Annotated in this window: 20 protein-coding genes; 18 read left to right on the top strand and 2 right to left on the bottom strand. The window is 48.0% G+C overall.

Annotated elements, in window-relative coordinates:
* Window positions 1–26: 26 nt before the first annotated feature.
* The 12 genes from queF (at window position 27) to DWW70_RS03735 (ending at window position 9,037) form a co-directional block, all read left to right on the top strand.
* The gene (gene queF, locus DWW70_RS03785) at window positions 27–521 is read left to right on the top strand and encodes a preQ(1) synthase (RefSeq protein ID WP_015533158.1); all 495 of its coding nucleotides are present in this window, start codon (window positions 27–29) and stop codon (window positions 519–521) included.
* A gap of 41 nt (window positions 522–562) precedes the next feature.
* Window positions 563–1,861, top strand: coding sequence for a bifunctional folylpolyglutamate synthase/dihydrofolate synthase (locus DWW70_RS03780; protein ID WP_055272691.1), 1,299 nt, complete (start codon window positions 563–565; stop codon window positions 1,859–1,861).
* Window positions 1,848–1,994, top strand: a complete 147-nt coding sequence (locus DWW70_RS14965) for a hypothetical protein (protein ID WP_015533156.1) — start codon at window positions 1,848–1,850, stop codon at window positions 1,992–1,994. The genes DWW70_RS03780 and DWW70_RS14965 overlap by 14 nt, the downstream gene beginning before the upstream one ends.
* A gap of 29 nt (window positions 1,995–2,023) precedes the next feature.
* The gene (locus DWW70_RS03775; RefSeq protein WP_015533155.1) at window positions 2,024–3,634 is read left to right on the top strand and encodes a tetratricopeptide repeat protein; all 1,611 of its coding nucleotides are present in this window, start codon (window positions 2,024–2,026) and stop codon (window positions 3,632–3,634) included.
* Window positions 3,635–3,746: 112 nt separating this feature from the next.
* The gene (locus DWW70_RS03770) at window positions 3,747–4,094 is read left to right on the top strand and encodes an anti-sigma factor antagonist (protein ID WP_015533154.1); all 348 of its coding nucleotides are present in this window, start codon (window positions 3,747–3,749) and stop codon (window positions 4,092–4,094) included.
* Between the two features lie 17 nt (window positions 4,095–4,111).
* Window positions 4,112–4,549, top strand: coding sequence for an anti-sigma F factor (gene spoIIAB, locus DWW70_RS03765; RefSeq protein WP_015533153.1), 438 nt, complete (start codon window positions 4,112–4,114; stop codon window positions 4,547–4,549).
* Window positions 4,549–5,232: a sigma-70 family RNA polymerase sigma factor gene (locus tag DWW70_RS03760; protein WP_022217223.1), complete on the top strand. Its 684-nt coding sequence runs from the start codon at window positions 4,549–4,551 to the stop codon at window positions 5,230–5,232. The genes spoIIAB and DWW70_RS03760 overlap by 1 nt, the downstream gene beginning before the upstream one ends.
* Before the next feature lie 57 nt (window positions 5,233–5,289).
* On the top strand, window positions 5,290–5,913 hold the full coding sequence (locus tag DWW70_RS03755) for a stage V sporulation protein AA (protein ID WP_118649249.1): 624 nt from the start codon (window positions 5,290–5,292) through the stop codon (window positions 5,911–5,913).
* Window positions 5,903–6,319, top strand: coding sequence for a stage V sporulation protein AB (locus DWW70_RS03750; RefSeq protein ID WP_055144013.1), 417 nt, complete (start codon window positions 5,903–5,905; stop codon window positions 6,317–6,319). Before DWW70_RS03755 ends, DWW70_RS03750 begins: the two co-directional genes overlap by 11 nt.
* A 40-nt stretch (window positions 6,320–6,359) precedes the next feature.
* Window positions 6,360–6,809 carry a SpoVA/SpoVAEb family sporulation membrane protein gene (locus DWW70_RS03745; protein ID WP_117548724.1) on the top strand — a complete coding sequence of 150 codons (450 nt, stop codon included), beginning with the start codon at window positions 6,360–6,362 and terminating at the stop codon, window positions 6,807–6,809.
* 119 nt (window positions 6,810–6,928) lie between these two features.
* Window positions 6,929–7,309 carry a DUF3783 domain-containing protein gene (locus DWW70_RS03740; protein ID WP_015533147.1) on the top strand — a complete coding sequence of 127 codons (381 nt, stop codon included), beginning with the start codon at window positions 6,929–6,931 and terminating at the stop codon, window positions 7,307–7,309.
* Complete coding sequence (locus DWW70_RS03735) at window positions 7,310–9,037, top strand: VanW family protein (protein WP_118649248.1); 1,728 nt, start codon at window positions 7,310–7,312, stop codon at window positions 9,035–9,037.
* A gap of 25 nt (window positions 9,038–9,062) precedes the next feature.
* On the opposite strand, the gene DWW70_RS03730 is transcribed toward DWW70_RS03735, so the two are convergent.
* Window positions 9,063–10,418: a chloride channel protein gene (locus DWW70_RS03730; protein ID WP_330376131.1), complete on the bottom strand. Its 1,356-nt coding sequence runs from the start codon at window positions 10,416–10,418 to the stop codon at window positions 9,063–9,065.
* 165 nt (window positions 10,419–10,583) lie between these two features.
* Here DWW70_RS03730 and spoVAD point away from each other — a divergent pair, with 165 nt between their 5' ends.
* Together spoVAD and spoVAE are read left to right on the top strand one after the other, a co-directional pair.
* On the top strand, window positions 10,584–11,609 hold the full coding sequence (gene spoVAD, locus DWW70_RS03725; protein ID WP_055144017.1) for a stage V sporulation protein AD: 1,026 nt from the start codon (window positions 10,584–10,586) through the stop codon (window positions 11,607–11,609).
* A 6-nt stretch (window positions 11,610–11,615) separates the two neighbouring features.
* A complete protein-coding gene (spoVAE, locus tag DWW70_RS03720; protein ID WP_015533143.1) occupies window positions 11,616–11,972 on the top strand; it encodes a stage V sporulation protein AE in 357 nt (118 codons plus the stop codon).
* Window positions 11,973–12,036: 64 nt separating this feature from the next.
* Here the strand turns inward: spoVAE and DWW70_RS03715 are convergent, their stop codons facing one another.
* Entirely contained in the window at window positions 12,037–14,760 is a 2,724-nt protein-coding gene (locus tag DWW70_RS03715) for a transglycosylase domain-containing protein (protein WP_118649247.1), read from the bottom strand.
* A 261-nt stretch (window positions 14,761–15,021) separates the two neighbouring features.
* On the opposite strand from DWW70_RS03715, the gene DWW70_RS03710 reads away from it, so the two are divergent.
* The 4 genes from DWW70_RS03710 (at window position 15,022) to lepA (ending at window position 19,531) form a co-directional block, all read left to right on the top strand.
* Entirely contained in the window at window positions 15,022–15,333 is a 312-nt protein-coding gene (locus DWW70_RS03710) for a hypothetical protein (RefSeq protein ID WP_015533142.1), read from the top strand.
* Window positions 15,334–15,425: 92 nt separating this feature from the next.
* Window positions 15,426–16,328, top strand: a complete 903-nt coding sequence (gene gpr, locus DWW70_RS03705) for a GPR endopeptidase (RefSeq protein WP_015533141.1) — start codon at window positions 15,426–15,428, stop codon at window positions 16,326–16,328.
* A gap of 92 nt (window positions 16,329–16,420) precedes the next feature.
* On the top strand, window positions 16,421–17,581 hold the full coding sequence (locus tag DWW70_RS03700) for a stage II sporulation protein P (protein WP_015533140.1): 1,161 nt from the start codon (window positions 16,421–16,423) through the stop codon (window positions 17,579–17,581).
* A gap of 135 nt (window positions 17,582–17,716) precedes the next feature.
* Window positions 17,717–19,531 (top strand): translation elongation factor 4, encoded by a 1,815-nt coding sequence (gene lepA / locus DWW70_RS03695; protein WP_022217229.1) that lies wholly within the window; start codon window positions 17,717–17,719, stop codon window positions 19,529–19,531.
* The last annotated feature ends 80 nt before the right edge of the window (window positions 19,532–19,611 follow it).

The raw sequence follows: 19,611 nt of genomic DNA, 5'->3' as shown, positions 1-19,611 counted from the left end.
TCATAAAAGTAATATAGGAGACCATAATGGGAAGAAGTAAAGAAGAGATGGAGGGTGTGACCCTCCTTGGAAATAAAGACGTAAAGTACAGCATGGACTATGCACCTGAGATGCTCCAGACATTTGACAACAAGCATCCGGACAACGACTACTTTGTAAAGTTCAACTGTCCTGAGTTCACAAGCCTCTGTCCGATCACCGGACAGCCTGACTTCGCAACGGTGTACATATCATATGTGCCGGGCGAGAAGATGGTGGAGAGCAAGTCGCTGAAACTGTATCTGTTCAGCTTCAGAAATCACGGAGACTTCCATGAGGACTGTATGAACATCATCATGAAGGATCTCATAAAACTGATGGATCCAAAGTACATCGAGGTGTGGGGTAAGTTCACACCGAGGGGAGGAATCTCCATAGACCCGTACTGCAATTACGGCAGACCGGGAACAAAGTGGGAGGAGGTTGCCTGGAACCGTCTGGCAAACCACGACCTCTACCCTGAGAAAGTTGACAATAGATAATTGGGTCTGAGCAGCACGCACGGACGGATAGGAGAATCATAATGGCGGATTACAGAGAGACTGTGGATTATATATTGGGTATTCCGCTTTTTGCACAGAAGATTGGCAAGGAGAACCTTTCCAGTCTTTTGTGCCGTTTGGGGAACCCTGAGAAGGCTGTTCCTGCGATACATGTGGCGGGAACCAACGGCAAGGGTAGCACATGCCGCGCTCTGGCGCAGATGCTTGCAGCCCGGGGATACAGAGTGGGATTGTTCATATCACCCCATCTCGTGTCCATAAACGAGAGAATACAGATAAATGGTACAAATATATCCGATGACGATTTTGTGTCGGCATTTGAGACCGTAAAGGGGCAGTTCATGGAGCACCCTTCGTTCTTCGAGGTCATGTTTGCCATGGCGGCGGTGTATTTCAGACAGCAGAAGTGTGACTTTGCCGTATACGAGACAGGAATGGGCGGAAGACTGGATGCGACAAATGTCCTGACGCCGGAGCTTACGATCATCACGTCGGTGGGAATGGATCACATGGAGTATCTTGGCGACACGATAGAGAAGATAGCTTATGAGAAGGCAGGCATCATCAAGCCGGGTGTTCCGGTGATATATTTCAGGCGGGATGAGGCGGCTGCGCGGGTCATAGAAGATACTGCCAAAGAGCGTGGAGCGGACATAATTCCGGTCGAAAAATCAGATTATATAATAAATCATTTGGGGAACAAAACCATTGATTTTTCATTGCATAATCGGTATTATAGTTATTGCAATTTACAGATACAGAAGACATCACTGTACCAGGTGGAGAATGTCAGCCTTGCCGTGACAGCATTCAGGATGCTCATGAAGAGGCGGAATGTACCGGAACAGGATATAGAGAAGACCGTGAGGAATGCACTCCTGCAGTTCTACTGGGAGGGCAGGATGGAGGAGATAGCTCCCCATATATATGTGGATGGTGCCCACAATGTGGAGGCTGTAAATGCATATATAGAGACCATGAACAGGCTTCATGGGGAATATGACAAGATACTGGTATTTGCGGCGGTGAAGGATAAGGAGTATGACTCCATGATACATTTGCTTGCCGGAAATATTACGTTTGGCAGGATAATAGTCACAAGCGTTGACAGCAGCAGAAAGGCGGATTCCGCAAAGCTGGCGGAGATATTCTCGGCGTGTACGGATACTCCGGTCATGGTCAGCGATGAGATTGACGATGCCATGGATATGGCAGTGGAGCTCAGAGGAGACAGAGAGAATACCAACATATACTGCGTTGGTTCCCTGTATCTGGTGGGCGGTGTCAAGAGATGGAGGAACAGACATGATCAATTTTGATGAAGAGATAAAGAGGTTTAAGCCGGCACTTGAACTTGACCAGGCAGAGGATGCAATATACAACAATGATCTCAAGGACATCATGGATGTCATGCAGGAGATGATGAGGGTTGCAAAGGAAGCAGAGAAGTAAAGAACACAGATTGGTCGGGAGATTAAGATATGGCAGATGTACTGAATTGTAAGCACTGCGGTGGAGCGATAGCCGTCACAGGTTACTGTACCAGGTGCGGACTGAAGATAGATTACGTGAACAAGGCTCTCAACTCGTCAAAGTACTATTACAACATAGGGCTTGATAAGGCGAGGGTCAGGGATATGTCAGGTGCGGAGGAGGCGCTCAAGCTGTCTCTGAAGTATGACAAGATGAATATAGATGCCCGGAACCTTCTTGGACTGGTGTACTATGAGACCGGAGAGATAGTTCAGGCGCTCAGCCACTGGGTAGTGAGTGTGAATTATTTTGACGGCAAGAATGTCGCCAAGAGATACATCAAGGAGATAAAATCCAACCCACACAGGCTGGAGGCGGTGAACAATGTAACCAGAAAGTATAATCAGGCGCTGGTATATGCGAAGCAGGGCAGCAAGGATCTTGCCTTTATACAGCTCAGAAAGGTACTTTCCGACAACAGCAGATTTATACAGGGGTACCTGCTCCTTGCACTTCTGTTCATCGACGAGGGAAGATATGACAAGGCTCGCAAGGCACTCAAGCGTGTCATCAAGATAGACAGGACAAATCCAGTGGCGGTCAGATATTTCAATGAGATGGGCCACACTGATGAGGAGATCATGAACTTCAGGGATTATCCGCAGGAGGACTACGATGTGGATTCTCTGTTCGTGGATGACCAGAAGAAGCTCATAGCCGGCAACAGCGAGGTGGATTTTGATGGGGATCCGATTCCGGTTGGAAGATACAAGGACATCAATTTCTACAAATATTCCATCGCTTATATCATAGCGGGAGTTGTTCTGGGACTTGCGGCCATGTGGACGCTCATCATCCCGCACAGGGATAAGGCGGCTGACAATTCAGAGAGAGACCTGAAGGTTACATTCAGTCAGGAGATAGCGGATAAGAACGTGGCCATATCGGAGCTCCAGTCACAGGTGGACAGCATGACCACCAAGCTCACAAATGCTGAGACTGAGGCGAAAAACCTTCAGACACAGATAGATAAGTATGGCGATTACGCTTCACAGGTTCTGTCGGATGACAATAAGGCAAGGGTACAGTCAGCGATCTATAAGTACGAGACCATGACATATGAGGCTGCCATAGATGATCTGAACAGAGTCCTTCAGGATACACCTAACAGCGATGTGGCACTGTTCTACAAGGCGATGTGTTATCTGAAGCTTTCTGATGATAACAATGCCACACTGGTATTTAACCAGCTTGTTGAGAACTGTCCGAACTCCGTATACTACACGGTTGCGTGTGATTATGCGGATGAAGATGCCATACAGGCGGGACTTGAAAAGAAGAATTCTGCAAGTACAGCCAGCACGAACACGGGCGACGGAACAGATACAACCGACAGATCAAGCACAGGTGACGAAACAGGTACGACCGACAGCACGGACACAGGTGACGGAACAGATACAACCGACAGCTCGTATACAGGTGATGGAACGGATACGACCGACAACACGTATACGGATGATGGAACAGGCACCATCGACAATACGTATACAGGTGACGGAACAGACACGACCGACAGTTCGTATACAGGCGATGGAACAGATACAACTGACGGACAGTAACGAAAGACAGAAAGACATATAAAAAGATTATAATTTATAGAAGGCACAAAAGAGACGGATAAGGATTAACCGTTTCTTTTGTGCCTTTTATTTTGTGACAGGGGGATTGAAGATGAATATCTACGAGAAAATGGGGGATACTATAATCGTGTATATGCCCAGAGAGGTGGATGATTATGCGGCGGTGAAGATGACCGCAGGGATAGACGGAGTATTTGCCGAGGAGGTGGTGAGACATGCCATATTTGATTTTGGCAGGACAACGTTCATGGACAGCTCGGGGATAGGACTTATAACGAGAAGGTACAGACAGCTCCACGACAGAGGGGGAAGCGTTGGGGTGATAAATGTAAATGCGAGAATGGACAGGATACTGCTCATGTCCGGTATATACAGGATCGCGACAAGGCTGGACAGCGGTGTCCGGGATGAGGCTGAGGATTGGACAGATAAAATATAGATAACGAGGAGAATGGTATGGATAAGAACAGATTGATCATGGAATTTGGCTGTGATGCCCGGAATGAGGCTGTGGCGAGAGTCGTGGTGGCGGCTATGCTGACGAGGACAAATCCGACACTCAGTGAGGTGGAGGATGTCAAGACGGCGGTGTCGGAGGCTGTCACGAATTCGATAATACACGGATATGGATCCGGGGAGGGAAGCATAATCCTGGAGGCATACATAGAGGAGCGCACCCTGTACATAACGATCACAGATCACGGCTGCGGCATAGAGAATGTCGACAGGGCAATGGAGCCGCTTTACACCACTGTCACGGACGGAAGCAGATCGGGCATGGGATTTTCATTTATGGAGGCTTTCATGGATGAGCTAAAGGTAGAATCCCGCGTGGGTGAGGGAACCGTGGTAAATATGAAGAAGATAATAGGAAAAAGTCAGGAGATATATTGATGGCGGATAATCATCGTTTGCTTGAACTTGCAAAAGATGGAGACAGAGATGCCAGAGATAAACTTGTGACGGACAATATGGGACTGGTGGTCAGCGTTGCCAGAAGATATGTGGGGAGAGGACAGGAACTTGAGGATCTTATACAGATAGGGCTTATAGGCCTTGTAAAGGCCATAGACAGGTTTGATATGGACTATGAGGTAAAACTGTCCACGTATGCGGTTCCACTCATTCAGGGGGAGATTAGACGCTTTCTCAGGGATGACGGAATGGTGAAGGTCAGCAGAAATCTTAAAACGATATACTACAGGGCAGACAGATACAGACACGAGGTCGAAAAAAACAGAGGGACTGAGCCGGGAATGGAGGAGATATGTGAGGCTATAGGAGCGACTCTTGAAGAGCTTGTGATGGCGATGGACGCGGCATCGGATGTGACATGCATAGATGATCTTCACGCGGAGATGTGCGGCACGGAAGATGGAGACCGCATCGTGGACAGGCTGTGTGTATCGCAGCTTCTGGACACGCTCACGCCGGATGAGAGAAAACTTGTGGTGTTGAGGTATTTTCAGGACAAGACGCAGGGACAGACAGGTCAGATCCTTGGCATGAGCCAGGTGCAGGTGAGCCGGCTTGAGAAAAAGATACTCGGAAGACTCAGATGGAAAATATTGGAGTAATATCAGCCATATACATGGACAGACTATTCTTAGAATATAAGAACAGGGGACATGTATATGGCTGAACTTTTGTATTTGAAACTGTCGGAGAGCTGCCTGGCGGAGAAGAGAAAGGTCAAAATAAAGGATGTGGCGACGGTGCTGAGTCCGAATCCCGATATAAAATACGGCGTTGAGAAGCTGGAGCTCATGAGCTTTTCCGGCAGCAGGGAGCAGCAGGTCATATCGGTGATGTACATTCTGCAGGTGATACAGGAGCACTACCCGGACTGCCAGACACAGACCATAGGGGCGACGGACGTTGTCGTGTATTACAGGACATATGACACCAGCGACAAAGTAAAGCAGTTCTTCAAATTTCTGATGATATGCTTCATCGCATTTTTCGGAGCAGGCTTTTCCATCATGTCGTACAACTCGGATGTCAATATGGTTGGACAGCTTGACGTCATGCACAACATATTTGTGGGGCAGGGCAGGGATGCCTATCCTGTGGCGGGAATAGCATATTCCCTGGGGCTCTTCATCGGTATAATCGTATTTTTCAATCACGGTGCAAAGAAAAAATTCTCAGATGATCCTACACCGCTTCAGGTTCAGATGAGACAGTATGAACAGGAGGTCAACCAGACAGTCATAACGGATGCCTCCAGAAAGAAGGCGGAGAGAGATGCTGATTAGATACGCTATGCTTGCCATAGCCTGCTTTGCCAGCGGTGTGGCCATATCGGGCGGGTATTTTGCATTTATATCCATGATAGGAATATTCCCAAAACTTCTTGAGAAGGTAAAGGGGGCAAGGCATTATCTGCTCATAGAGTGTCTGCTGGCATATGGTGCGGCACTGGCAAATCTGATATATGTATTCAAAATATCGGTTCCGGTGACATGGGTGGGATATACCATCATATGTCTGTTCGGAGGGATATTTGTGGGATGTCTGGCGGGGGCACTTACGGAGGTGCTGAATGTCATACCAATCGCAGCCAGAAGATTCAGTGTGAGAAGAAATCTTCCATACGTTATATACGGTCTGGCCGCGGGAAAACTGGTGGGCTCGGTGCTGAGCGTCGTTCTTGGCATGTGATAAGATCAAAAATATTTTGTGTTGAATGGAGGTATTTGTTATGAAGTTTGAACCTACAGAGAGCGATTACAATGAATATGTGGAGCTTGTGACACCCACATCAAGCGTTCCGAGAAACTGCCTGTGGGCGTTTCTTGTGGGAGGCGTGATCTGTACGATAGGGCAGGGAATATTTGACCTGCTGGTACACTTCGATGTGAAGGAAGACGAGGCGTATGCGTATGTATCGCTGATACTCGTTCTCGCAAGTGTTATCCTCACAAGTCTGAATCTCTACAAGAAGATAGCAAAGTACGGCGGTGCCGGAGCACTTGTGCCGATCACAGGATTTGCAAATGGTGTGTGTGCGCCCATAGTGGAATTCCAGACTGAGGGTGAAGTGTTCGGAAAGGGCGTGAAGGCGTTCACCATAGCGGGGCCTGTTATACTGTACGGTATATTTACAAGCTGGCTGCTCGGTGTTATATATTGGATAGTCTCAATATGGTGAAATGGGGTTTATTAAATTAAAAATCAACATATTTTCCCCACATCGGTTGACAATATTTGAAAAAATAACATAATGGGTATAGATTTGGACAAAAGAAGAAAGACAGGAGAAATGCTGACATGAAGAGGCTAATGACAGTCAATCTGGCACCTGAGCAGAAGAGTGCAGTACAGGATATATGCAGTGACATAGGTGCGGAGTGCGTTGACATTCAGAGAAAGCATTATGGTATGAAGGTCGGAAGTCTGTGCGACACGGCTGACATATCTGGCTGTGGAGATGAGACCGGACAGACGGAAGATCTCAGTATGGATATGCTCATATTTGACGGAGTGAGCAGCAAAGAACTTGATATATTTCTTGAAAGGTATAAGAAGACCGGGCTTCCGGCAGTAAGGCTGAAGTCGGTAGTGACACGGAGCAACAGGGAGTGGACTGTACAGCAGCTCTACTCGGAGCTTGCAAAGGAATACCTATTCTACAGGATGAGGGGAATGTAGATGGCAGACGAAAGAAGAAACGGACATACAACTGAAAATAGACTTGCGCAGAACAGGCAGAGAGCTTCAGGACGTTCAGGACGGCGTGCATCTGAGCAGTGGAGGAAGAGACAGCAGCGATACAGAGTGATAAGCTGGATACTCACGGCGGTGTTCATGGTGATATTTTATGCGCTAATATGTGCGTGTGTGGGTAACAGAAAGCTGTACAAAAAGACCACCATAAACGGATTAGACGTTGGCGGAATGAAATCTGCGGAGGCGGCAAAGAGCATAAATGACCAGTTCAGACGCGATTACAGCAGTGTGGGCATACAGGTGAAGCTGGATGACAAGACTTACACCCTGGATGTGTCGGCGGCGCTGGATATGGATTCTGAGAAGTCTGTGCAGAAGATACAGGATGACTCACACAGCTTCTGGAGAAGAGGCTATGGGCTTCTGGAATCATGGACACTTGGAAGCAGCTATGATATTTATCCATATATAGGCGACAGCGGCATCATAACGACCGCCATCGAGAGCAGTGATATGATGAAGGTTGATCTGGATATAGAGGATGGATACAGGATAGAGGACAAGAACCTCATTGTGACAAAGGGAAAGGGCAGCTACAGGATAGACACAGACAAGCTGGTAACCCGCATAAAGAAGCAGATAGCAAAAGGAGACTATGGCACTGTGGTGGAATGTCCTGTCGTGTCTGCTGACGTGGATCTGGACGAGGTATACAAAAAGGTACATTGTGAGCCGCAGAATCCAACGCTTGACCCTGACAAGAACTACGAGGTAGTTGAGGCCAAGGACGGTGTGGACTTTGATCTGGAGGCGGCAAAGAAGAGCCTTGAATCTGCCAAGAAGGGAACGGATGTGAGCATCCCGCTCACATACACCCCGGCGGATATGAGTACGGAAGAATACAGGAAGATGCTGTTCAGAGACGAGATGAGTTCATACAGCACAGAGGTTGAGGGTTCAGAGAACAGAAAGACAAATGTCAAGCTGGCGGCGCAGTATTGCGATGGAACCATACTCATGCCGGGAGAGTCATTTTCATATAACCTCGGAGTCGGAGAGCTCACCGAGGAGAGAGGCTTCCTTCCGGGCCCATCATATGCTGACGGACAGTCAGTCATGGACATGGGCGGTGGAATATGTCAGGTGTCATCCACCATGTACATGGCGTGCCTGTATGCGAATCTCGAGATAGATGAGAGACATTGTCATCCATACCCTTCATCGTATGTTCCTGCGGGACTTGACGCCACTGTGGCGTGGGGCGGATGTGACTTTGTATTTACAAATGACACGGATTACCCGATAAAGATAAGCACAAGCTACGATGGATATTCCACATCATGTACGATATGGGGCACCATCACGGAGCCGTTCAGCGTGGAGCTCTACACGGAGACCGTTGAGACAGAGCCATATGAGACCAAGTATGAGCTGGACAAGAGTCTTGGCAAGGATGAGCAGGTGCTTGACACAGTGGGAATAGAGGGCCTTACAGTGCAGTCCTACAGAAGAGTGTATGACGGCGATGGAAATGTCATATCGGACAATCCTGAGGCGATAAGCGTGTACTCTAAGCGTGACGAGGTGTACAAGGTAGGAAAGCTTCCAAAGGACAAGGATAAAGACAAAGATAAAGACAAAGATAAGGATCAGAACAAAGATAAGAGTGACAGCTCAGACACAGATAAGAAGACGACTGAGTCTGAGTAAGATACTCAGGAAGAGTAGCTGCCGGCTACTCCTCAATGTCGTCTGAGTCGTCCTCCCTGATCCTTATAAGGCCTTCCAGGAATCCCGGTTCCTTGGTCTTTATCTCCTGGTTGGTGTAGAGATTGACATAGTGAGGGCGGAGCTTGGAGTAGATGATCTTCTGCTCGTTGTACAGGCTGTAATAGCCGGACAGCATGTAGCTGACGGCACATCCTATGGTGAACAGAAGTATTCCGTGCGCTCCGAACAGCTCTATGCTCAGGAACAGAGATGTAAGAGGACAGTTTACCACGCCACAGAAGAAGCACACCATTCCGAGGGCAGCGGCAAAGCCCGGGTCGAGTCCCATGAGTCCACCCATGGCGCATCCAAATGTGGCACCGACGAAGAACGATGGAACGATCTCACCGCCTCGGAATCCACAGCCTATTGTTATGGCGGTGAACAGCGCCTTGAGAAGGAAAGCCGTTGGTTTTGCCTCTCCGTTGAGCGCCTGGGCGATGATGTTCATACCGGTTCCGTTGTAGTCGGTGGTGTTGAGTATTATGTTGAGCAGGACGAGCATCACGCCTCCTGCGAATACGCGCACATACTGGTTCTTGAAATATTTGCGGAAAAGCTTGTGCACAACGTTCATGAATATACAGAACAGACTGCTGAGCACTGCGCACAGGATAGCCAGACCGATGACCTTGATCACCAAAGGAACATCCACGGATGTCGGCATGCCGGCTATATTGTAGTGGTCGTGTACAACGTGAAGCTTTCGTGTTATGGCGTATGCTATGACTGACGAGAACAGACAAGGCACAAATGCGCAGTAGTAGAGGATACCGATGCTTATGACCTCCATACTGAACAGCGCGGCAGTAATTGGGGTTCCAAACAGTGCTGAGAAGACAGCGCTCATGCCGCAAAGTGTGAGTATATGCTTGTCGCTGTCGTCAAGCTTGAACAGTTTGCCTATGGACACACCGATGCTTCCACCTATCTGAAGGGCTGCACCCTCCCTTCCTGAGGAACCTCCGAAGAGATGTGTGATGACCGTCGATATAAAGATCAGTGGTGCCATACGGGAAGGAATCTCGTCCTCCACACTTCTTATGGAACCGATGACAAGATTGGTTCCCTTGGAATGTCTTATTCCACAGATCCTGTATATAAATACGATCACGATTCCCGCAAGCGGCAGAAAATATATTATCATATGATTGTTCTCACGGAAGCCGGTGGCGTACTCTACGCATATATGAAAAGCTGTTCCGACAAGCCCGCATATTGTTCCCATTATCAGTGAAAAAACTATCCATTTGAAAAAAGTCGTAGCATATCTGACACATCTGCTAAAACAGTTTACCCAGTATTCCTTTGTAAATTCCACGGCGATTCTCCATTCCTTTTTCTTTGTAAAGCAACTTTAGTAATGTTAAAGCAAATAAATGAATTTGTCCAGTGCTGAGATTAACAAAAACTACCATTATAATCTGCAGTGCATAAGGGAATTATAGTAACAGTTACATTTATCCATATAAGGGAGTTGCATGATATGAATGAGAAAAAAGGAAAACAGAGCATAAAATTTGGCAATCCCCCATATATACTGGGGGCAGCAGCGGTGGCGGGGCCGAAGGAGATAGACGGCCCCATGGCGAGATATTTTGACAGAGTGAGCGAGGATGCAACATTTGGCAAAGATTCCTGGGAGGAAGGCGAGAGCGAGATGGTGCGTCAGGCGGTGACCCTTGCCATACAGAAGGCGGGAATAGTCAAGCAGGATATAAGGTATATATTTGCCGGGGATCTGCTGGGACAGCTCATAGCGTCGACATTTGGAATCAAGGATATGGAGATACCGGTGTTCGGTCTGTATGGTGCGTGCTCGACGTGCGGGGAGGCATTGTCGCTTGCGTCCATGACTGTGGCGGCGGGGTATGCGGACAACGTCATTGCGGAGGCGTCAAGCCACTATGGAAGTGCGGAGAAGCAGTTCCGTTTTCCCTTGGAATATGGAAATCAGCGTCCCCTGTCAGCTACCTGGACGGTCACGGGAAGTGGTGCCTTTGTGGTGTCAGACAGAGAGTCAGATGTGTGTATCCAGGGCGTAACCACAGGGCAGATAGTGGACTATGGTGTGAAGGATTCCCTCAACATGGGAGCGTGCATGGCACCAGCGGCGGCTGCCGTTATATATCAGAATCTTCAGGACTTTGGAATAAAGCCCACATACTACGACAGGATAATAACCGGTGATCTCGGTAAGGTCGGCAAGACGATACTTGAGGATCTTCTGAGCATGAACAATGTGGATATATCGGCAAATCATATGGACTGCGGTATAGAGATATTTGAAAACGAGGAACAGGATACCCACTCTGGCGGATCGGGCTGTGGCTGCTCGGCGACCGTCCTCGCCGGATATATATTGAAGAAGTTGAGCTCCGGGGAGTGGAAGAGAGTTTTGTTTGTTCCGACGGGAGCCCTGCTTTCCACGGTGAGCTATAACGAGGGGCAGACCATACCGGGGATCGCCCATGCGGTCATGATAGAGCATCACGAAAAGAAAGGTGAGTAGATGTAAATGGATTATGTAAAAGCGTTTGTGGTTGGCGGAATAATATGTGTTCTTGCCCAGATATTGATGGACAAGACCAAGCTTCTTCCGGGAAGGATAATGGTCATACTCGTCTGTACGGGAGTTGTGCTTGGAGCGCTTGGAATATACAAGCCGCTTCTGGAATTTGCACAGTGCGGGGCATCGGTGCCGCTCACGGGATTTGGATATAATCTGTGGAAGGGCATAACTGAGGCGGTTGATAAGGATGGATTTATCGGACTGTTCCGCGGAGGCTTCCAGATGGCGGCGGTTGGAAGCTCGGCCGCACTGATATTTGGATATCTTGCATCGTTGATATTCAAGCCGAAGATGACAAAATAGAATAGAAGACAGGCAGGATATAAAAAGCCCCATCATACATTGAATTGTATGATGGGGCTTTCCGTCATTGAGTTGTATCGGTTGAATCATCCGAGCTTGGTTCCTCGGTTGTGGTTATCTCCGTTGAAGAGGTAGGTTCCTCTGACGTTGGTTCCTCAGTTGTAGGTTCCTCAGTCGTTGTAGGCTCCTCCGTTGTTGTATCCTCCGTTGTATCCTCCGATGTATCCTCGGTGGTCGTGGTTGCCTTGGTAGTTTTCTTTGTATCCTTCTTCTTGCCGTGGATGTTACAGTGCTCCTTGAGGAGTGATTCATCCCATGTGTAACCCTCAAGAACATATTCACCATCATCATTCAGCTTGTAGATGAAGGTTGTAGTCTCAGGACATTCCTTGTTGGCAAGCATGTGTGATTCGTTACATACGACAACCTTCTTGACACCTGGACAGTACTTTGTAGGAATCTTGGATGCGTCAAAGTAATCTGTTACGGTAGGACATCCATTCGATGGAAGAAGTCCTGTATCCGAACATACAGTGGCCTGTACGATTCCGTCCGGCATCTCAAATGTAGCTGATGTATCAAGTCCCTTCTTCTCAATGACCTGATCCATGATATCTCTCCACATATAGCACTTGATAGAACCAGGGCTGTATGTGATGTTCTCATCATTTCCAAGCCATATAGAAGCTGTGTAGTATGGGTTATAACCACAGAACCAGTTATCAAAGTCTCCTGATGTGGTACCTGTCTTACCTGCTGTATACATACCTGTGTAAGAGTTGGCACCTGAACCGGTACCTCCTGTTACAACATCGTGCATTGCATTTGTGAGAAGCCATGCAGTCTGTTCTGATATTACACGGGTTTTCTCAGGCTCCCTGTTGTCTATAAGAAGATTGCCGTCATGGTCATATACCTCTGTATAGAATACAGGCTTTATATAATTACCGCCATTTGCGATGGTGGCGTAAGCGGCTGTGATCTCAAGGTTTGTTATACCGTTTGTCAGACCACCGAGTGCAAGAGACTGGTTTATATCTGACAGGATGAGACCGTCGCTGTCTGTCTTTCTCTCAACAAGAGTTGTAAATCCAAGCTTCAGCAGATAGTCGTATGCGAGCTGTGGAGTTACATCTGTGATACACTTTACGGCTATGATATTCATAGATTCCATGATAGCGTATCTGATAGTCTTAAGTCCCCAGTAACCGCCGTACCAGTTGTATACAGGATTACCATTCTCATAGTTGTATGGTGCATCGTCATATACGGTTGCCAGAGACATATTACATGCCTCCAGTGCCGGGAGATATGCAGCAACGATCTTGAAGCAGGAACCAGGCTGTCTGGTCGCCTCAGTTGCACGGTTGAATGATCTGTTCTCAGTTTTCTCTCCTCGTCCTCCGACAAGTGCCTTGACCTGACCGGTGTTCTGATCCATGAGAGTGAATGATACCTGTGGCTGGATGACCAGCTTGAATGTCTCCATGAAGACCTCGTCGCCGGTTTTGGCAACCATTGCATCCTTGAACTGGTCAGCCGCAGCACGGGCATCATCCTCGCTGTAATATCTTGCGCTGTAGTCGTAGCCCTCCTGCTCTGTGAACCAGCTCTCAAGATTCTCCACGCTGTAGTTCGTCTGAACCTTTGTCTCCTTATCCGCAAGGGTGAGAGCGTAGTTGAGCTGATATACAGGCTCAGGCCAATAGGATGCATCATTTACAACTGAATCAGCGATCTCCTGAATATCAGGATCCTGACACACGATTACCTTGAGTCCGCCTGACCAGATCAATGTCTCAGCCTCATCCTCTGAGTAGCCCTTGGCAACCAGATCATTCTGAAGCTGCTTGATGACCTCATCAGTGTAGTATGAGTTGACCTCTGTCTTCTGCTCCTTTTCTTCCTTCTTAGATACGGAAGCGATACGCTTGTAAACATTATCGTTTATTGCCTCGTCATACTGTGCCTGTGTTATATACTCCAGATCCAGCATATATTTCAAAACCTGGGTTCTTCTGGATTTGTTGTCATCAGGCGACAGAAGAGGATCGTATTTGGTAGGGTTCTGCGGAATTGCTGCGAGCACGGCACACTCAGATACCGATAACTGGCTGAGCTCCTTGCCGAAGTAAGTCTTGGCAGCAGTCTCAACACCGTAGCAGCCCTCTCCGAGATATATGGTGTTCAGATAATACTCGACTATCGACTTCTTGTCGATCTTCTTCTCCATATCCACAGCCAGATACTGCTCCTGAACCTTACGTTCGAGCTTATCAAGGAAGGTTGACTCATTCAGTCCGACGTTGAACACGTTGTTCTTGATAAGCTGCTGTGTAAGAGTGGAAGCACCCTCATCGAAGTCTCCGCTTTTGAGACCCTTTATAAATGCTCTGGCGATACCCTGTACATCGATTCCGTTGTGCTCCCAGAAACGTCTGTCCTCTATAGCGACAAATGCATTCACAAGATCCTCAGGAATAGAGTCGTAATACACATACTCTCGGTTGGAGTTGGAATTGGCAAGTGTCGTGATCTCCTTTCCATTCTGGTATACAAGAGTTGTCTTGTATCCCTTAGGTATGAGAGCGTCAGCGTTGATGTTCGGCGTGTCATCCAGAATACCCTTGAGGGCTCCAAATCCGGCTCCGACACCGACTATCACAATGGCGAGCACCAGCACCAGTATAATCTTAAACACAGAAATGTTAAGCTTACGCCGGTTTCTTGGAAGCTTGGATACCAGCTCCTTCTGAGCCTTCACCGCTCCCTTCTTAGTAAAATCCATAAAAAGACCTCCTTAAAACCTGGGGGATAGATCCCCGCTATTTAATTGTAAAAGTAAATTCTAAATAAGGGCAGACTACTGCCGTTAATATACACTTCAAATTAGTATATCAAATAACAGTATAATAATAAAGAAAAAAATATTGCAACAAAACAAAAATTAATAAACGTGAACGAAAAAATCAGAAAGAGTAAATTGACAACGGTATGATTCAAAAGCATAATAAATATAAAAAAGTGCAGAATAAACAGGAGAAGATATATGTTTGCATCAATAGACGAAGCGGTTGAATACTGGAAGGACGAGCTGTCATATGTGGACGACGCAAAGGTGACAGGATATGTGGGAGGCTACCCGGTGGTGGAATTTACCATCAACAAAGCCGCCTGGGGACTTGTTAAGGACAAGAAGAAATTTGGAAGGATCGTAAGATCATCAGAGATGGAGGGCGGAATAGAAGTCGGTGTGTCGACATGCTTTTATCAGACGGCATCCCTGGAGTGGGAGCCACCTGTCCTCAGGGTGTGCGGATATCCTGAAGTGATCAACAGAATACTTGGCAAGGTAATGTAAGATTTACCGTGGAATGCCCCGGCGGATACATAAAAATGCATCCGCCGGGGTATTTTATTATACATGTAATGGGTTATGTAAGGAGGACGCATATGAACAGGGAGATACGTACGGATCTTGCGATAGAGCTCAGAGAAAATGTAGCCGACAGGAGAAATATGCCTGGGGTCAAGGTGAAGACGGTGGTGAATGAGGACAGGAGCATCAAGACCACCACCATAACGGTGCTGGATGAGATAGGGGAGAAAAATCTGGGAAAGGCAAAGGGACAATATATAACGATAGAGTGTTCCAAGCTTAAGGAATATGAGGAGTCCATACATGAACCTCTGAGGGCGGAGCTTGAGGGCAGACTCAGGGAGCTCATGGGGCATGCGGGAAATATACTGGTGGTCGGACTTGGCAACAGGCAGGTCACCCCGGATTCCATAGGCCCGCTGGTCATAGACAATCTGTATGTGACAAGGCACCTGGACACTCCGGGAAAGCCAGATCTGGTCATGAGTGCCATATGTCCGGGAGTCATGGCACAGACCGGAATAGAGACTGTGGATATAGTCAGGGGAATATGCGATGAGATAGACGTGGAGATCGTGGTTGCAATAGACGCCCTGGCGGCCAGAAGCAGCAAGAGACTCGGATGCACCATCCAGCTCACGGATACAGGTATAAGCCCCGGCTCCGGTGTCGGCAACAACAGAAAGACACTGAGCTCAGACAACCTTGGCAGACGCGTGATCGCAGTCGGTGTTCCGACAGTCATCTCCGTTCCATCCATCATAGACGATTCGCTGGATGAGGTGGCTGATGCATTTAACGAGACCTACGGGCGCAGGATCATGAGGGAGTTCACGGAGAAGCAGAGATACCAGATAGCGTGCAATCTTCTGGACGAGGATATGGCGGATATGTTCGTGACCCCGAAAAATATAGACGAGCTAGTGCGCCGCATCAGCTTTACGATATCTGAGGCGATAAATGCCATAGCGATGTAGAGAAAAATACAGGGAATCATTTGGCACGTACACTCATATATTTGAATAATGGATAACAGAGGCCATAGCATATTCAAAAGGGGTGGAAATGTATGTCGGACAGAAAGCTTCATACGAAGACTGTGTATATACTTGCGTGGGTGATTCTGGTGTGCGCGGGGATATTGATAAAGACCGGGATAACTGATGATGTGTGGAAGCTGGTGTATAGCGGGATATATGGCAGTTCTTCGGGTGAAACAGGCGAGAGTATATACAGCCCCGGTGCGGCTGAGCCGGATGTGTACTGTTACATGGATTACTGGGAATCCCAGGTCAGGGAGGTGTGCGAGGAGGGCAGGACATACCAGACGGAGGATGCGGATTCCGAAGGTGAGGCATCATCGCAGGCGGAGACTTCAGAGACTTCTGCGCCTGCCAGCACTGAGACCACAGAAGCTGCGCAGAGATCCGCTGATGCCAGGACTGTGTCGGCCATGGCGGATATAATGAGCTCTTATATAGGTATGGACGCAGATACACTCCTTTCATATTGTTATAACGCCACATACCCTAAGTGCGTAAAAAAAGACGAGCTGGATGCGGAAAATCTGCTCGGCAAAGATCTGTCGCTGGATATGGATACGGGCGGATACAAAGTTCTGATATATCATACCCACAGCTCCGAGGCATTTGCGGACTCAAGACCGGGCGAGGTGGACGACACGGTGATAGGACTTGGCAACCGCCTGGCGGAGATACTCACGGATACATATGGCATACCGGTGTACCACGACACCACGGCATATGACATGATGACAGGGGTTCTTGACAGGAACGCTTCCTATGATTATTCGAGGGAAGGTGTGTCACAGATACTTAAGGACAATCCTGAGATAGAGGTCATCATAGATCTCCACAGGGATGGTGTGCCGGATGACACACATCTGGTTACAGATGTGGATGGAAAGCCCACAGCACAGATCATGCTGTTAAATGGCATGTGCCGTGACGAGGATGGCAACGATGTGGACTATTGGAGCAATGACAACAAGGTCGACAACATGGCATTTGCACTTCAGACCTATCTGGCGGGCAGGGCAAATTACGGCGACATGATGCGCAAGATATACATAAGTACGAGCCGGTACAACATGGATCTCATGCCGCACGCCATGCTGGCAGAGATAGGCGCACAGACTAACACGGTGGAGGAGGAATACAACGCCATCGAACCATTTGCCGCAATGCTTGCAAAGGTGCTCCTGAAGTGAGGATTAAGTGGCATATTGGCACTTGCAGTTATATGCTCATACATGTTATATTAACGTCAAATGCGAGTAAGACAAGTATAAGAATAAAAGAGCCTGCACATACAAGGCGCGGGACATAGATAAGGATGTGAAAACATGGAGCATTTAGACCAGTCAAAGATAAGAAATTTCTGTATAATAGCGCATATAGATCACGGTAAATCAACACTTGCCGACAGGATCATAGAGAAGACCGGAACTCTGACCAGCAGGGAGATGCAGAATCAGGTTCTTGACAATATGGATCTTGAGAGGGAGCGTGGAATCACCATCAAGGCACAGTGTGTCAGGATCGTGTACAATGCCAATGATGGACAGGAGTACATATTCAATCTCATAGACACTCCGGGACATGTGGATTTCAATTATGAGGTATCTCGAAGTCTGGCAGCCTGTGAGGGAGCCATACTTGTGGTTGATGCCGCACAGGGCATAGAGGCGCAGACCCTGGCGAATGTATACTTGGCGCTGGATCATGACCTTGATGTCATGCCGGTCATCAACAAGATAGACCTTCCGTCAGCAGATCCGGAGAGGGTCGTGAACGAGATCGAGGATGTCATTGGAATAGAGGCACAGGATGCCCCAAGGATATCGGCAAAGAATGGAATTAATATAGAAGAAGTGCTTGAACAGATCGTGAAGAAGGTGCCGGCACCGCACGGTGACCCTGAGGCTCCACTCAAGGCACTTATATTCGACAGTCTGTATGACTCCTACAAGGGAGTTATCATATTCTGCCGATTATTTGACGGCTGCGTGAAGAAGGGAACCACCATAAGGATGATGGCCACCGGAGCTGAGGCTGAGGTGGTTGAGGTCGGAATATTCGGAGCGGGAAGATTTGTACCATGTGATGAGCTGTCAGCCGGTATGGTTGGTTACATAACAGCCAGCCTTAAGAATGTACAGGATACCACAGTTGGAGATACAGTCACACAGGCGGACAGGCCATGTGACGAGGCACTTCCTGGATACAAGAAGGCACAGCCTATGGTATACTGCGGACTCTATCCTGCGGATGGAGCAAAGTATCCGGATCTCAGGGATGCCCTTGAGAAACTTCAGTTAAATGATGCGGCGCTCAGCTTTGAGCCGGAGACATCCATAGCACTGGGCTTTGGTTTCCGATGTGGTTTCCTTGGACTGCTTCACCTTGAGATAGTTCAGGAGCGACTGGAGAGGGAGTTCAATCTTGATCTGGTAACCACAGCGCCAGGCGTTGTATATAAGGTACATACCACAGATGGAAATGTGATAGAGCTCACCAATCCGTCGAATCTGCCGGATCCATCCACCATAGAGTACATGGAGGAGCCATTTGTCGATGCGGAGATCATGGTCACAACAGAGTATGTGGGTGCCATCATGCAGCTCTGCCAGGAGAGACGAGGCGTGTACAAGAGCATGGAGTACATGGAGGAGACAAGAGCGCTTCTCAAGTACGACCTCCCACTGAACGAGATCATATACGATTTCTTTGATGCACTTAAGTCGCGTTCAAGGGGCTATGCCTCATTTGACTATGAGATGAAGGGCTATGTCCGCTCAGAGCTTGTGAAGCTGGACATCCTTATCAATAAGGAAGAGGTCGATGCACTCTCATTTATCATACACAAGGATACAGCGTATGAAAGGGGCAGAAAGATGTGCGAGAAGCTCAAGGACGAGATCCCGAGACATCTGTTCGAGATCCCGATCCAGGCGGCCATAGGCGGCAAGGTAATAGCCCGCGAGACAGTCAAGGCCATGAGAAAGGATGTCCTTGCCAAGTGCTACGGCGGAGATATATCCAGAAAGAGAAAGCTCCTTGAAAAGCAGAAGGAAGGAAAGAAGCGAATGAGACAGGTGGGCAATGTGGAGATACCACAGAAGGCATTTATGTCTGTCCTGAAGCTTGATGAGGAATAGAAAAGACCGGGAACACAGTGACACGGTTATATCAAATAAGAAATAATAGAATCGTAGAAAAGCCGTTAATGAGAGCATTC

Origin of the sequence: Coprococcus sp. AF16-5, assembly GCF_003479365.1 — a bacterium.
GTDB lineage: Bacteria > Bacillota > Clostridia > Lachnospirales > Lachnospiraceae > Coprococcus > Coprococcus aceti.
The sequence above is the reverse complement of the archived record's forward strand: the minus strand, read 5'-3'. Positions and strand labels throughout refer to the sequence as shown.